Here is a 15,029-nt window from a genome sequence, read left to right on the forward strand (position 1 = left end):
TCTGCTTTGCTGGCAACAGACGGTCGCCGGCACCATGCAGGCGGTGCCCATTGCCGCCTTCCTGCCCTGCCCAGGAACCACCCGTGACACTAGGCTGGGACTACCCGCTGCCTCGCCGCCGACAGCGCGCCGGAGCAGATCCATACACACACAGATTGGTTAGGGTCTTGAAACTCGAACTGAAAGGGATCACGAAGAGATTCGGGTCCCTGGTAGCCAATGACCACATTGATTTGGTCGTTGAACCCGGGCAGGTGCACTGCCTCCTGGGCGAGAACGGCGCAGGGAAATCCACCCTGATGAACGTGCTCTACGGCCTGTACGATCCGACCGAAGGTGAAATCCTGGTCGATGGCAAGCCCGTCGTCTTCAAAGACCCCGGCGAGGCCATGGCGGCCGGCATCGGGATGGTCCACCAGCACTTCATGCTCATCCCGGTCTTCACCGTGGCCGAGAATGTGGCGCTGGGCAATGAGGCCACCAAAGCCGCCGGCCTGCTCAACCTGGAAGCCACGCGCGAAAAGATCCGCCGCATCTCGGACCAGTACGGGTTCGACGTCGACCCCGACGCCATGGTGGAGGACCTGCCCGTCGGCGTCCAGCAGCGGGTCGAGATCATCAAGGCGCTGGTGCGTGATGCCGAGGTACTCATTCTCGATGAACCCACCGCCGTGCTGACGCCGCAGGAAACCGATGAGCTCCTGGACATCATCCGGCAGCTGAAGCGCGACGGTAAGTCGATCGTCTTCATCTCCCACAAACTGCGTGAAGTCAAAGCCATCTCAGACACCATCACGGTCATCCGCCGCGGCAAGGTGGTGGGGCAGGCGGATCCCACGGCTTCCCCCACTGAACTGGCGTCCGCCATGGTTGGCCGCACGGTGAGCCTGACCCTCGACAAGGCGCCCGCCAAGCCCGGTGACGTGACCTTCAAGGTCCGCAACCTGACAGTGACGGACCACAACGGCCAGCACGTGGTCAATGACCTGTCCTTCGACATCGCCAAGGGCGAAGTGCTGGCCATCGCAGGAGTGCAAGGCAACGGCCAGACTGAACTGACCGAGGCGATTCTTGGCGTGCAGCCGCACGTAGCCGGGTCCATCACGCTCGACGGCGAGGAACTGCTGGGCAGGAGCGTCAAGCACGTCCTCGGTGCCGGTGTGGGCTTCGTCCCCGAGGACCGCACCATTGACGGTCTGGTGGGCACGTTCACCATCTCCGAAAACATGATCCTGGACCTCTACGACAAAGCGCCCTTCGCACGCGGCGTGGGGATGAAGCCGGGCGTGATCGCGGAGAACGCCGCCAGGAAGGTCGAGGAATTCGACGTTCGCACGCCCTCCGTGTCCGCGGCGGTGGGCACCCTTTCCGGCGGCAACCAGCAGAAGGTGGTCCTGGCCCGTGAGCTCTCCCGTCCGCTGCGGCTGTTCATCGCCTCGCAGCCCACACGTGGTCTCGACGTCGGCTCGATTGAGTTTGTGCACAAGCGGGTCATCGCCGAACGCGACCACGGGACGCCGGTCATGATCGTGTCCACAGAACTGGACGAAGTACTTCAGCTGGCCGACCGGATCGCCGTGCTCTACCGCGGCCGGCTGGTGGGAATCGTACCCGCCACCACGTCCCGCGACGTTCTGGGCCTGATGATGGCCGGTGTCCCGGCCACCGAAGCCGAAGCCAGCGCCGCCGCCCCTGTTTCCGGCGCCACCACCACAGCGGCGGTATCGGAGCCTGCCGGCCACGAAGGAGAATCCCATGTCTGAAAAGACAACCCCGGAACCGCGGACCGGCCGCAACGGCGCCCCGGAGCCCGTCGACACCCCGGAGCCCGGCGGCACCACCTCCGAGGCTGTGGCCTCCGACGTCGTCCTTGACACCGCCGGTGGCCAGATGCCGCCGTCTGCCGTTCCGGCAGCCACCCAGCGGCGCGGCCGGGACCATGACCGGGATGGAAGCGGTTCCGTCCTGCACCAGATCTTCACCGGCAACGCCATGGTCTCCTTCCTCTCCGTGCTGCTGGCGATCGTGCTCGGCGGCATCCTGATGGCAGTGACCAACCCCAAGGTCGCCGTCACGGCCGGTTACTTCTTTGCCCAGCCCGGGGACCTCCTGACCGAGGTCATCCGTCCCTACACTGCCCTGGTACAGGGGTCCATCTTCAACTGGGCGGGCGCCGACCTGGCAGCCCAGCTGTACCCGATCACCGAGACCCTCACCGTCGCAACCCCGCTGATCTGCGCCGGGCTCGGTGTCGCGCTGGCGTTCCGCGCCGGCCTGTTCAACATCGGCGCCCAAGGGCAGATCATCTTCGGCGCGCTCTTCGGCGCCTACGTAGGGTTCGCTTGGCACCTGCCCATCGGCCTGCACCTGCTGGTCGTTATCCTGGCCGGCCTCGTCGGGGGCGCGGTCTGGGGCGGCGTCGTGGGCCTGCTGAAGGCACGGACCGGCGCGCACGAGGTGATCGTGACCATCATGCTCAACTACATCGCCAACTTCCTGCTGCTGTTCCTGCTCACCACGCCGGCTTTCCAGCGCAAGGGTTCCACAAACCCGATCTCGCCATTCCTTGATTCCACCGCGTTGTTCCCCGAACTGCTCGGACCGCAATTCCGCCTGCACGCCGGCTTCCTGGCCGCGATAGCGGCCACCGCCTTCGTGTGGTGGCTGCTGAACCGCTCAACGATCGGTTTTGAGTTCCGCGCCGTCGGTGCGAACCCCAGCGCGGCCCGCACCGCTGGCATCAACGTAGCCCGCAGCACCATCCTGGTGATGGCGATCGCCGGTGCGCTGGCCGGCTTGGCCGGCGTGGCCCAGGTGTCCGGGACGGAAAAGTACCTCTCCGGCGGTGTCGCTGCCTCCATCGGTTTTGATGCCATCACGGTGGCGCTGCTGGGACGCTCGACGCCGTGGGGAACCTTCTTCGCCGGCCTGCTGTTCGGCGCCTTCCGCGCCGGCGGCGTGGCAATGCAGGCCCAGACGCAGACGCCGATCGACATTGTGCTCGTCATCCAGTCCCTGATTGTGCTGTTCATCGCAGCACCGCCGCTGGTCCGTGCGATATTCGGACTCAACCCCCGTAAGAAGAAGACCACTACGAGTGGGACCGCAGGTTCGCGTGCCGGCGGCGTCAAGAGCGGAGCGGCAGCATGAGCGCCACCACACAATCTCCTACCGGCAAACAGCCGGGCACCGGTAAGGGAACCAGCAGCACCAGCGGAGCCACCCGCGCCGGAGGCCGGACAGGCACAACCGAACTGGTGAGCTGGAAAGCCGGCGTTGGCCTTGGCCTGCTCGCCATCCTGGGAACCGTGCTGTTCGGTTTCCTGGCCAACCCAAAATCTGCCGGCTTCCGGATTGCCGAGGCCCGCGATCCGAACGCCTCCTCTACGGCGGCGTGGGTCACCCTGGCCGTGGCGCTGGCCGCCGCGGCCTACGTCGGTTACCGCTGGGTCAGCCAGCGGCGGGAGGGCGGGGGAGTAGACCGCTGGATACCCGCCACCACCATCGCTGCCGTCGCCGTCCTGGGCCTGGCCGCCCTCGGCGTCGCCCGGGTTGAAAAGATTACCGTGCCTTCGATGGCGCTGGGCTGGATCTGCTCCGTCGTGCTGCTCGCACTGGCAGGGTCCGCCTGTTTCCTGACCGTGCAGCGGCGGCGCACTCCCGGATGGCTGGGCGGCATTTTCGCAGTGGTCTTCCTCGTCGGCTTCATGATCTGGATCGTCGCCGGCGGCCGTGACCCCGAACCCTCCATCTCCCTCGGCGGCCTCATGGCCGGTGCCGTGACCCTGGCCGTACCGCTGGTGTTTGGCTCACTCTCGGGTGTGCTGTGCGAACGGGCCGGCGTGGTTAATATCGCCATCGAAGGCCAACTGCTGCTCGGGGCGTTCTCCGCCGCCGTCGTTGCCACCGTGACCGGCAACGTCTACGTTGGGCTCATCTCGGCCGCAGTCGCCGGTGCGCTCGTGTCCCTGGTCCTGGCCATCGTGAGCATCAAGTACCTCGTCAACCAGATCATCGTCGGCGTGGTCCTCAATGTCCTGATCAGCGGCCTCACCAGCTTCCTCTTCTCCACCCTGCTCACGGCGGACCCCGAACACCTCAACAAGCCCGGCCGGCTGCAGGCCGTGGATATTCCGTTCCTCGCCGACATCCCGATCATCGGCCCCATTCTGTTCCGCCAGTCCCTGGTGGGCTACCTCATGTACGTCGCCGTGATCGTGGTCTACGTGGGCCTTTTCCACACCAAGTGGGGCCTGCGCGTGCGCGCCGTCGGCGAACACCCCCAGGCGGCCGACACGGTGGGCATCAACGTCAACCGGACCCGCTTCATCAACGTCCTCATGGGCGGGGCCATCGCAGGAATCGGCGGCTCCTTCTTCACCCTGGTGTCGGTGGATGCGTTCAGCAAGGACATGTCCGGCGGCCGCGGCTACATTGCCCTGGCAGCCATGATCTTCGGGCGGTGGAATCCGATCGGCGCGTTCCTGGCGGCGTTGCTGTTTGGCTTCGCCGACAACCTGCAAAGCATCATCACCATCATCGGTTCTCCCGTCCCCAGCCAGTTCATGGCGATGCTGCCCTACGCCCTGACCGTCGTCGCGGTGGCGGGCCTGGTGGGACGGTCCAGGCCGCCCGCGGCCGACGGCATACCGTACGTCAAGGGATGACCGCCGTGGACAACACACAACAGGTGGACTGGGCAGCCCTGGAAGCTGCCGCCGCAGCCGCCATGAAGAATGCGTACGCCCCGTATTCAAAGTTTCCGGTGGGAGCCGCTGCCCTGACGGTGGACGGCCGGATCGTCAGCGGCTGCAACGTGGAAAATGCCAGTTACGGACTGACCCTCTGCGCGGAGTGCGTCCTGGTGGGGGAACTGCAGATGACCGGCGGGGGACTGCTGCGGGCGTTCTACTGCGTGGACGGTGCGGGCGCCGTCCTCATGCCCTGCGGCCGCTGCCGGCAGCTGCTGTACGAATTCAGCGCCCCCGGCATGCAGCTCATGACCAACCGCGGCATCAAGACCATGGACCAGGTGCTGCCTGACGCCTTTGGTCCCGAACACCTGGAGGAGACCCGGTGACCGACAGCAAAGCAGAGGCGTTCGACGCCGTAGACATCATCCGCACCAAGCGTGACAAGGGGACGCTGAGCCCCGAACAGATCGACTGGACCATCGACGCGTACACGCGTGGGGCCATCGCGGACGAACAGATGGCTGCCCTGAACATGGCCATCCTGCTCAACGGCATGGACCGCGCCGAAATCGCCCGGTGGACGGCCGCCATGATCGCCTCGGGGGAGCGGATGGATTTCTCCAGCCTCCGTCGACCAGACGGCGGCCTGAAATACACCTCCGACAAACATTCCACCGGTGGCGTGGGGGACAAGATCACCCTGCCGCTGGCCCCGCTGGTGGCGGTGTTCGGCGTGGCCGTCCCGCAGCTGTCCGGCCGCGGGCTGGGGCACACCGGCGGCACCCTGGACAAGCTGGAGTCCATTCCGGGATGGCGGGCCAACCTGGCAAACGACGAAATCCTGGCCCAGCTCCAGGACGTCGGGGCGGTCATCTGCGCCGCCGGTGCCGGCCTGGCCCCGGCCGACAAGAAGCTCTATGCGCTGCGCGACGTCACAGGAACGGTTGAGGCCATCCCGCTGATCGCCTCCTCCATCATGAGCAAGAAGATCGCCGAGGGCACCGGCTCCCTGGTCCTGGACGTCAAGGTGGGCAGCGGAGCCTTCATGAAGGATGAAGCCAAAGCCCGCGAACTGGCGGAGACCATGGTGGCGCTCGGCAAGGACGCGGGGGTCAACACCGTTGCGTTGCTGACCAACATGAACACCCCCCTGGGCCTCACCGCCGGCAATGCCATCGAAGTCGAGGAATCGGTGGAGGTGCTGGCGGGCGGCGGCCCGGAGGACGTGGTGGAACTGACCGTCCGGCTCGCCGAGGAGATGCTCGTCTGTGCAGGGGTCCACGACGCCGACCCCGCCGCCGCCCTCAAGGACGGCCGGGCCATGGACGTCTGGAACCGGATGATCACCGCCCAGGGCGGCGACCCCCGCGCGGCGCTCCCGGAGGCCCGGGAATCCGACGTCGTCTATGCCCCTGCCGACGGGGTGCTGGTGGAACTGGACGCGCTCGCTGTCGGTGTGGCTGCATGGCGGCTGGGTGCCGGCCGCGCCCGCAAGGAGGACGCCGTACAGGCGGGGGCCGGGGTGCGCATGCACGCCAAGCCCGGCGCCACCGTGCGGGCAGGGGAGCCCCTGATGACGCTGCTCACCGACACTCCGGAGCGGTTCGCCCGTGCCCGGGAAGCCCTGGAACACGCAGTGGTCATCGCTCCGGAAGGTTCGCGGCCAGCCCAGCAGCTCATCATCGACCGCATAGCATAGGGACCCATGCAGGCCATCAATGACTTCATCCTCGCCGCAGCCGGCCAGCCGTGGGTGCTGGTCCTGGTGCTGGCGTGCTGCATCATTGACGGCTTCTTCCCGCCCGTTCCCAGTGAGTCCGTGGTGGTGGGCCTCGCCGCCGTGGCCTCCACCGCGGATGTTCCCAACCCGCTGCTCCTGGTCCTTGTCGCGGCGGCGGGTGCATTCCTCGGGGACAACATCGCGTACCTGCTGGGCCGCCGGGTGGGCACCAGGCGCTGGGCGTGGATGCGCGGGCCGCGCATGCAAAGTGCGTTCCGCTGGGCGGGCCGGGAGCTGCACAAGCGGCCGGCATCGCTGATCCTGGTGGCCCGCTTCGTCCCGATCGGCCGGGTGGCGGTGAACCTGACCGCCGGGGTCACGCACTACCCGCACCTGCGGTTCGTGGGCCTGACCATCCTTTCGGCCAGCCTGTGGGCCGGCTACTCGGTGGCGATCGGGCTGTTTTTCGGCCAGTGGTTCGAGAACAACCACGTCCTGGGCGCAGCGATTGCCATTGTCTGCGCGGTAGCGCTGGGCATCGTGGTGGACCTGGTAATCAACAAATTCCGGGGCAAACCCAACGTGGTGGAACGGATCCGGGAACCCGGCGCCTGACCAGCGCGTTTAAGGGGTAATTCCGGGCATTGGGGCGTAGCGGACAGGGCCCGGAGCGTGGGACACTTAGGAACGATTTCCGCTTTGGCTGCGGCACTTTGGCTGTGTCATTTTTATACAGGAGCAACACCGCGTGGAGTTTATTAATGAGGCCGTGCTCCATGCAGCGGGCCAGTGGTGGATTTACCCGGTTCTGCTGGCGTTCTTCTTCGTGGACGGCTTCGCCATGGTGGTCCCCAGCGAGACCCTCATCGTGGCGCTCGCAGCCTTCTCGCGGCACAGCGGCGAACCCAATCTCTGGCTCCTAGGGCTCACTGCACTGGTCGGCGCCATTGCCGGTGACAATATGGCCTACATGCTCGGCCGCAAGATCGGCCTGGAGCGGTGGGGATGGATGCGCCGGCCCAAGGTCCGGAAAGTCTTCGCCTGGGCCCGCTATGAACTTGAGAAACGCGGCGCGGTACTGATCTTCACCGCCCGCTACATCCCGTGGGGCCGGGTGGCGGTCAACTACGTGGCCGGAAGCACCGGCTTCTCGCACCGCAGGTTCTTCGTCTTCGACGCCTTTGCCTGTGTGACCTGGGTGGGCTACTCCCTTGGCATCGGCCTGCTGGCCAGCTCGTTCCCGTGGCTGCACCACAACCCGCTGCTGAGCGCCGGCATCGCCGTCGTCTTCGCCATTGTCCTGGGTGTGCTCATCGACCACCTGCTCCGCTGGTGGCACAAACGGCTGGGCCGGCATGACGCCCCCGAGGCGGACGAGTGGGCCGAAGGGTCCTCCGGTTCCGGGCAGGAAGACCGGCCCGGCATGCAGGCCCTTGTGGTGCCCTCGGCAGAGGCCGGACCCGCGGCCAAGTAGCGGCTGGCTTTGAACTGCGGCCCACCCTAAGGTGGGAACGTGACTGAGCCCATTGTTGACGCTGCCCCTGCCATCGATTTTGACCTGAAGAGCCTGCCCAAGGTTTCCCTCCACGACCACCTGGACGGAGGACTCCGTCCGGCCACCATCATCGAACTGGCGGAGGCCGTTGGCCACACGCTTCCCTCAACGGACCCCGTGGCCCTGGGACAGTGGTTCCGCGAATCAGCCGATTCCGGATCCCTGGTCCGCTACCTGGAAACGTTCGACCACACGGTCGCCGTCATGCAGACCTACGACGGCCTGTTCCGCGTGGCCAAGGAGTTCGTCGAGGACCTCGCGGACGACGGCGTGGTGTACGGCGAAGTGCGCTGGGCGCCGGAACAGCACCTCCAGAAGGGACTCAGCCTTGACGAAGCCGTGGAGGCAGTCCAGGACGGACTGGAAGCCGGCGTCGAGGCCGTCTCCGAGACCGGACGCGAGATCCAGGTGGGCCAGCTGATCACCGCCATGCGCCACGCCGACCGCGGCCAGGAGATCGCCGAACTCGCCGTCCGACACCGCAACCAGGGTGCAGTGGGCTTCGACATTGCCGGTGCCGAGGACGGATTCCTGCCCAGCCGCTTCAGGGATGCCTTCACGTACCTCGCCCAGCACAATTTCCCCGCCACCGTGCACGCAGGCGAGGCTGCCGGGCTGGAGAGCATCCAGTCCGCGCTGGTGGACGGCCGCGCCCTCCGGCTGGGACACGGCGTCCGCATTGCCGAGGACATCATGGTGGAATTCGACGACGACGAGGAAGCCGGGGACACCGTTGGCCTGGTCACCCTGGGCGACCTCTCCAGCTGGGTCCGCGACCGCGGCATCGCCCTGGAGATCTGCCCTTCCTCCAACCTGCAGACCGGCGCCATCGCGGAGTTCGGCGAAGGCATCGAAAGCCACCCCCTGGACATGCTCTACCAGCTGGGCTTCAACGTCACCATCAACACCGATAACCGCCTGATGAGCGGCGTTACCCTCACCGACGAGTTCAACCTGCTGGTGGAAACCTTCGACTACGACCTCGATGACCTGCTGGAGCTGACCCTCAACGCCGCCGAGGCATCCTTCCTGCCCCTGGAGGAAAAGGAAGCGCTGGTGGAGTACATCAACGACGCCTACGCCAACCTTGGCTGATCCGGAATCCCGGCCCGGCAGTTCTGCAACAGCGGAACTGCTGGGCCTGATCGCCCAGCTGCGCGTGCACTGCCCCTGGATGGGCGCCCTGACGCACGCGTCGCTGGTGGAATACCTCCTGGAAGAGGCCTACGAAGTGGCCGAGACCATCGAGGAAGGCCACCCCGACGCCGAGCTGCAGGGCGAGCTCGGTGACGTGCTGCTCCAGGTGGTGCTGCATGCCCGCCTGGCTGAGGAGCGCGGCGCCTTCACGTTCGACGACGTGGCGCGCGGGCTGGGTGCCAAAATGATCCGCCGGAATCCCCACGTCTTCCGGCCTGACGGCTCCCTGCAGGACAGCTTCCCGGCCACCGTGGCGGAGATCGAGCAGAAGTGGGATGCCGTCAAGCGGGCCGAAAAGCCGGAACGGCAGGACCCCTTCGACGGCATCCCGCAGGCCCTCCCGGCGCTGGCCAGGGCACAGAAGTCCCTGGCCCGTGCAGCACGTGCGGGCCTTGGGCTCCCCGCGGGCTCTCCCGTCCCCGACAGCGAGGAGGAGCTCGGAAACCTGCTGCTCGCCGTCGTCCGTTCTGCGCGGGACAACGGCATGGACGCAGAGCGCGCCCTGCATGCCGCCGTCCGCCGCTACCAGCGTGACCAGAGTGACCAAAGCGACCAAGCGCCATCATGACGTCCGGGCCTTGACCGGTTTGAGTAACCCGGAGCACTCTCGACTAGGCTGGACCGTGACGAGTACGTCGAGTTTTCTGCCTGATTCCCCCCGTTAATCGCCCATAAGGAGCAAATTCATGGCGCTTATCGATGCCATCCACGCCCGCGAGATCCTCGATTCCCGCGGCAACCCCACCGTTGAAGTTGAAGTCCTGCTGTCGGACGGCCAGATTGGCCGCGCCGCGGTTCCCTCCGGCGCCTCCACCGGTGAGCACGAGGCCGTTGAACTGCGTGACGGCGACAAGGGCCGCTACCTGGGCAAGGGCGTGCAGAAGGCCGTCGACGCCGTGATCGACCAGATCGCCCCCGCCCTGACCGGGTTCGACGCCACCGACCAGCGCAGCATCGACCAGGCCATGCTGGACCTGGACGGCACCCCCAACAAGGGCAAGCTGGGCGCCAACGCCATCCTGGGCGTCTCCCTGGCCGTCGCCAACGCAGCCGCAGCCTCCGCCGACCTGCCGCTCTACAAGTACCTGGGCGGCCCGAACGCCCACGTCCTGCCCGTGCCGCTGATGAACATCCTCAATGGTGGCTCCCACGCCGACTCCGACGTCGACATCCAGGAATTCATGATCGCCCCCATCGGCGCAGAGACCTTCTCCGAAGGCCTGCGCTGGGGCGTTGAGGTCTACCACAACCTCAAGTCCGTGCTGCAGCAGAAGGGCCTCTCCACCGGCCTCGGCGACGAAGGCGGCTTCGCGCCCAACCTGCCGTCCAACCGCGCAGCCCTGGACCTCATCACCGAAGCCATCAAGAACGCCGGCTACACCCCGGGCAAGGACATCGCCCTGGCCCTGGACGTTGCCTCCTCCGAGTTCTACAAGGACGGCGCCTACCAGTTCGAAGGCAAGTCCCTGTCCGCCAGCGACATGAGCGCCTACTACGGCGAACTCGTTGCCGACTACCCGCTGGTCTCCATCGAGGACCCGCTGGACGAGAACGACTGGGACGGCTGGAAGACCCTCACCGACGCCATCGGCGACAAGGTCCAGCTGGTGGGTGACGACCTCTTCGTCACCAACCCCTCCATCCTGCAGCGTGGCATCGACACCAGGACCGCCAACTCCCTGCTGGTCAAGGTCAACCAGATCGGTTCGCTGACTGAGACCCTGGACGCCGTCAGCCTGGCCCAGCGAGCCGGCTACACCACCATCACCTCGCACCGCTCCGGCGAAACCGAGGACACCACCATCGCCGACATCGCCGTGGCCACCAACGCCGGCCAGATCAAGACCGGTGCACCGGCCCGCTCCGAGCGCGTAGCCAAGTACAACCAGCTGCTGCGCATCGAAGAAGAACTGGACGACGCCGCACGCTACGCCGGCCGCAGCGCCTTCCCGCGTTTCAAGGGCTAGTAACCGCCTAAACCCATCCGCGGTGGCTATGGTTGAAAGACCATAGCCACCGCTGTTGTTTCCAGCAGCATTTGTTCAGCAGTGAACGTCCAGCACAGATAGTGGCGGCCCCGGCAGGCTGCGTTTCAGGAGTGTCATGGCTACCCGCCGCCCCAAAGTTCCCAAGGTCGCCCCCGCCCGTCCAGCCAAGGCAACGGACGACGACGGATCCTCCGGCGGTGCCGAGGTCATTCGGGCGGATTTCCGGCCGGCCAAGGGCGTCCCCGCGGCAGGCGCCGCACCTGCGAAGGACAACCACGCGGGCGGAACTGCTGCAGGCCGGCCCGGGAAAGCGGGGGAGGCCAAGGCGGCCAGGCCAACCGCCGGGCGCAAAGGAAGCAGCCCCGTAGACGGCAAGGACGCCCGCAGCCCCGAAGAGGAGCAGCATCCTGTCCCCGCCAAGGCCTTTTCCGGCCGCATGCTCGCGCTGGCCGTGGTGATGATCGCCATCACCGTCATGCTGGCCCCCACGGTCAAGATCTTCTTCGACAAGAAGGCCGAAATAGACGCCCTGAACGCGGATATCGCCGCACGCCAGGCTGAAGGCGACGCCCTCCGCCAGCAGGTGTCGCGCTGGCAGGACCCCAACTACGTCAAGCAGCAGGCCCGCGACCGCATTAACATGGTTATGCCGGGCGAAACCGGCTACTGGGTTTTTGGCAGCGATGAGCCGGCCGGAGAAAGCAGTAGCCCCGCCGGCGCAGCAGCACAAGACCCCGCCGATCTGCCGTGGGTGGATTCCCTGTGGGAGTCCATCAGGCGCGCGGCCACAGACTGAACCGCACAGGAAGGACGGCCCGCGACAGTGGAACACAACACGGCAGCCGCCCGGGACGAATCCCGCCAACCAACAGCACACGACCTTGAAGTACTGAGCAGGCAGCTGGGACGACCCGTCCGCGACGTCGTGGAGATTCCGGCCCGCTGCGTCTGTGGCAACCCCCTCGTGGCCGCCACCGCGCCCCGGCTGAGCAACGGTACCCCGTTTCCCACCACCTTCTACCTGACGCACCCGGTGATCACGTCCGCGGTTTCCAGGCTTGAAGCCGCCGGGGTCATGAACAACATGAACGAGCAGCTGGCCGCGGACGCCGGGCTTGCCGCTGCCTACCGGGCGGCCCACGGGGAGTACCTTGCCGCCCGCGATGCCATCGGCCGGCGTTCCGGAATCGGTCCGGTCCCCGAAATTGACGGCGTGTCCGCGGGCGGGATGCCCACCCGCGTCAAATGCCTGCATGTCCTGGTGGGCCACTCCCTTGCAGCGGGCAGCGGCGTCAACCCCCTGGGTGACCAGGCCCTGGACATGATCAGCGAATGGTGGACTGCTGACAAGTGCTACTGCGACGGCGCCTGGGACACCACCGGTGAGGCACCATCCCGGGACCTCAGCCGGCACGGGCCCCAAGGGCTCCCGGACATCGTGGGCCGCCCCGCCCCGGTCCGGAAATCCGCCGGAACCACAGAGGCGTCCGAATGACCCGCGTCGCCGCCATCGACTGCGGCACCAACTCCATCCGGCTCCTCATCGCCGACATCGACCGCAGTAACGGCGGCACAAAGCTCACCGACGTGGTCCGGGAGATGCGCGTGGTCCGGCTGGGCCAGGGCGTGGACGCCACCGGCGAACTGGCTCCGGAGGCGCTGGAACGCACGCTTGGCGCCACGGCCGATTACGCCCGCCTGATCAAGGAGCATGGCGCAGAGCGGATCCGGTTTGTTGCCACCTCCGCGAGCCGCGATGCACGCAATCGGGACGTCTTCGTGGACGGCGTCAGGGAGCTGCTGGGAGTGGAACCTGAGGTCATTTCCGGGGACGAGGAAGCGGCGTTGTCCTTTGCCGGGGCCAGCAGCGTGCTGCCCGTCCTCGACGGCCAGCAGGTGCTCGTGGTGGACCTCGGCGGGGGAAGCACCGAATTCGTCCTGGGCACCGCGGCCGGCGTGACCGCTGCCAAGTCCGTGGACATCGGCTGCGTCCGGCTGACTGAACGCCACCTGCGCAACGATCCGCCCACTGCCGAACAGATTGCCGCCGCGGAGGCCGACGTGGACGACGCCATGGCCCGCGCCGGACGCGACGTGCCCCTGGAACGCGCCACCGCCGTCGTCGGTGTTGCCGGGTCCGTCACCACCATCACCGCGCACGCGCTCCGCCTGCCCGAATACTTGCCCGACGCCATCCACGGGGCCTCGCTGCCCATCGGGGACATCCGCGACGCCGCCACCGACCTGCTGGGGATGACCCGGGCCGGGCGGGCTGCGCTGCCGTACATGCATCCGGGCCGCGTGGACGTCATCGGCGCCGGGGGACTGGTGTGGCGCCGCATCCTGGAACGGATGGGGGAGCTGACCGGCGGGAAAGTCGCCGCGGCCACCGCAAGCGAGCACGACATCCTTGACGGCATCGCGCTGAGCATCGGGTAGCCCATGCATCCCACCCCAGCTTCAACCCCGCTCGTGTCCCGTGCCGCGGCTGCCGCAATGGCCGTCCTGCTGGCCTCGTGCTGCCTGTTCGCCGGCCTGTTCACGGCCCCCGCCGCACACGCCGACGAGTGGCGCGACAAGGAGTACTGGCTCGCGGACTCGGGCATTACCAAGGCCTGGGAAGTGTCAAAGGGCGCCGGCGTCAAGGTGGCCGTCATCGACAGCGGCATCGATGCCCAGCACCCGGACCTCAAAGGCGCCGTTGTCGGCGGTTACGATGCCTCCGGCTCAGGCCAGCCGGACGGCCAGAAAAGCGTCGGCTCCAAGCCTGAACACGGCACCCTGGTAGCCACCATGCTCGCAGGCCGCGGACACCAGCCCGCCAGCGCGAGCCCCAGCCCCAGCCCCGGGCCGGCTGTTCCCCCGGACGGCATCATCGGCGTCGCGCCCGAAGCGCAGCTCCTCTCCGTCTCCACCTGGCTGGGCTCGGCCAATCCGTCGGGCAAAAGCGACCAGGACCAGATTCCCGAGGCGGTCCGCTGGGCGGTGGACAACGGCGCCAAGGTCATCAACATCTCGCTCGGCAGCACCACTCCGCAGTGGCCGCAGAGCTGGGACGCCGCCTTCCTGTACGCCGAACAGAAGGACGTGGTCATCGTCGCCGCCGCCGGGAACCGGGTGGGAGGCAATACCCAGGTGGGCGCCCCTGCAACCATCCCGGGCGTGCTCACCGTCGCCGGCCTGGACCGCAAGAACGTGGCCAGCGTGGACGCTTCCTCGCAGGGCATCAGCATTGGGGTGGCTGCACCGGCCGAGAACCTCCTGGGCGGCCTTCCGGCCGGAGGCTATGCCGAATGGGCCGGAACCTCCGGGTCCACGCCCATCGTCGCAGGCGTTGCCGCCCTGATCCGGTCCAAGTGGCCGGACATGAGCGCCGAACAGGTGATCAACAGGATCGTCTCCACGGCGAAGGACGCCGGAGCCCCGGGCAAGGATCCGCTGTACGGCTACGGCATCCTCAACGCCGAGGCAGCGCTCAAGGCTGACGTCCCGGAGGTTTCAGTCAATCCGCTGGGCACCATCGCCGAGTGGATCCGCGTTCACAGGCGCGGCAATGCCGCCCCGGCAACGCCGCTGCCCACCGCAACCTCAGTGCCAAGTGCGGCACCCACGCTGCCCGAAGCCACCGTTCCCGCCGCGAAGGCGCCGTCCCAGCGCGACAGTGCCATCGGCGCCGCCGTCGTCATCGGTTTTGCCGCCCTGTTCGTGGCCATCATCGCCGCCGCTGCCGTCCAGCTCCGACGGGCTGCCCGCAACCCTTCCCTTGCCGTGGAAGAACCCGACACGGGCGTGATGGAAAGGGTCAAATCCCGCCCGGATTCCTAGGTTACGGGGGCTCCGTACGGCTAGTGAAGATTTTCACAAACTCCTGTATC

General features: G+C 67.1%; 14 protein-coding genes. All 14 read left to right on the forward strand.

Features of this window, described 5'->3' with window-relative positions; translation table 11 throughout:
* Window positions 1-167 precede the first annotated feature (167 nt).
* The 14 genes from LDO22_RS19960 to LDO22_RS20025 all read left to right on the forward strand — a co-directional run bounded on the left by LDO22_RS19960 (window position 168) and on the right by LDO22_RS20025 (window position 14,979).
* A complete protein-coding gene (locus tag LDO22_RS19960) occupies window positions 168-1,763 on the forward strand; it encodes an ABC transporter ATP-binding protein (protein ID WP_159632561.1) in 1,596 nt (531 codons plus the stop codon).
* Entirely contained in the window at window positions 1,756-3,150 is a 1,395-nt protein-coding gene (locus tag LDO22_RS19965; RefSeq protein ID WP_224025434.1) for an ABC transporter permease, read from the forward strand. The genes LDO22_RS19960 and LDO22_RS19965 overlap by 8 nt, the downstream gene beginning before the upstream one ends.
* Complete coding sequence (locus LDO22_RS19970; protein ID WP_159632559.1) at window positions 3,147-4,667, forward strand: ABC transporter permease; 1,521 nt, start codon at window positions 3,147-3,149, stop codon at window positions 4,665-4,667. Before LDO22_RS19965 ends, LDO22_RS19970 begins: the two co-directional genes overlap by 4 nt.
* Window positions 4,664-5,080 carry a cytidine deaminase gene (locus LDO22_RS19975; RefSeq protein ID WP_224025435.1) on the forward strand — a complete coding sequence of 139 codons (417 nt, stop codon included), beginning with the start codon at window positions 4,664-4,666 and terminating at the stop codon, window positions 5,078-5,080. Before LDO22_RS19970 ends, LDO22_RS19975 begins: the two co-directional genes overlap by 4 nt.
* Window positions 5,077-6,393, forward strand: coding sequence for a thymidine phosphorylase (locus tag LDO22_RS19980; protein ID WP_224025436.1), 1,317 nt, complete (start codon window positions 5,077-5,079; stop codon window positions 6,391-6,393). The genes LDO22_RS19975 and LDO22_RS19980 overlap by 4 nt, the downstream gene beginning before the upstream one ends.
* A gap of 6 nt (window positions 6,394-6,399) precedes the next feature.
* Window positions 6,400-7,029 carry a DedA family protein gene (locus LDO22_RS19985; RefSeq protein WP_159632556.1) on the forward strand — a complete coding sequence of 210 codons (630 nt, stop codon included), beginning with the start codon at window positions 6,400-6,402 and terminating at the stop codon, window positions 7,027-7,029.
* Between the two features lie 133 nt (window positions 7,030-7,162).
* Window positions 7,163-7,888 carry a DedA family protein gene (locus LDO22_RS19990; protein WP_159632555.1) on the forward strand — a complete coding sequence of 242 codons (726 nt, stop codon included), beginning with the start codon at window positions 7,163-7,165 and terminating at the stop codon, window positions 7,886-7,888.
* Window positions 7,889-7,927: 39 nt separating this feature from the next.
* Complete coding sequence (locus LDO22_RS19995) at window positions 7,928-9,064, forward strand: adenosine deaminase (protein WP_159632554.1); 1,137 nt, start codon at window positions 7,928-7,930, stop codon at window positions 9,062-9,064.
* A 79-nt stretch (window positions 9,065-9,143) separates the two neighbouring features.
* Window positions 9,144-9,734: a MazG nucleotide pyrophosphohydrolase domain-containing protein gene (locus LDO22_RS20000; RefSeq protein WP_159635675.1), complete on the forward strand. Its 591-nt coding sequence runs from the start codon at window positions 9,144-9,146 to the stop codon at window positions 9,732-9,734.
* 118 nt (window positions 9,735-9,852) lie between these two features.
* Window positions 9,853-11,133 carry a phosphopyruvate hydratase gene (eno, locus tag LDO22_RS20005; protein WP_110542781.1) on the forward strand — a complete coding sequence of 427 codons (1,281 nt, stop codon included), beginning with the start codon at window positions 9,853-9,855 and terminating at the stop codon, window positions 11,131-11,133.
* A gap of 136 nt (window positions 11,134-11,269) precedes the next feature.
* Complete coding sequence (locus LDO22_RS20010) at window positions 11,270-11,950, forward strand: septum formation initiator family protein (protein WP_224025437.1); 681 nt, start codon at window positions 11,270-11,272, stop codon at window positions 11,948-11,950.
* Window positions 11,951-11,977: 27 nt separating this feature from the next.
* Entirely contained in the window at window positions 11,978-12,649 is a 672-nt protein-coding gene (locus LDO22_RS20015) for a DUF501 domain-containing protein (RefSeq protein ID WP_224025438.1), read from the forward strand.
* Window positions 12,646-13,593, forward strand: a complete 948-nt coding sequence (locus tag LDO22_RS20020; protein WP_224025439.1) for a Ppx/GppA phosphatase family protein — start codon at window positions 12,646-12,648, stop codon at window positions 13,591-13,593. Before LDO22_RS20015 ends, LDO22_RS20020 begins: the two co-directional genes overlap by 4 nt.
* A 3-nt stretch (window positions 13,594-13,596) precedes the next feature.
* Entirely contained in the window at window positions 13,597-14,979 is a 1,383-nt protein-coding gene (locus tag LDO22_RS20025; RefSeq protein ID WP_224025440.1) for a S8 family serine peptidase, read from the forward strand.
* Window positions 14,980-15,029 lie beyond the last annotated feature (50 nt).

The sequence above is a fragment of the Arthrobacter sp. NicSoilC5 genome (assembly GCF_019977395.1).
In the GTDB taxonomy this organism is placed as follows: Bacteria; Actinomycetota; Actinomycetes; order Actinomycetales; family Micrococcaceae; genus Arthrobacter.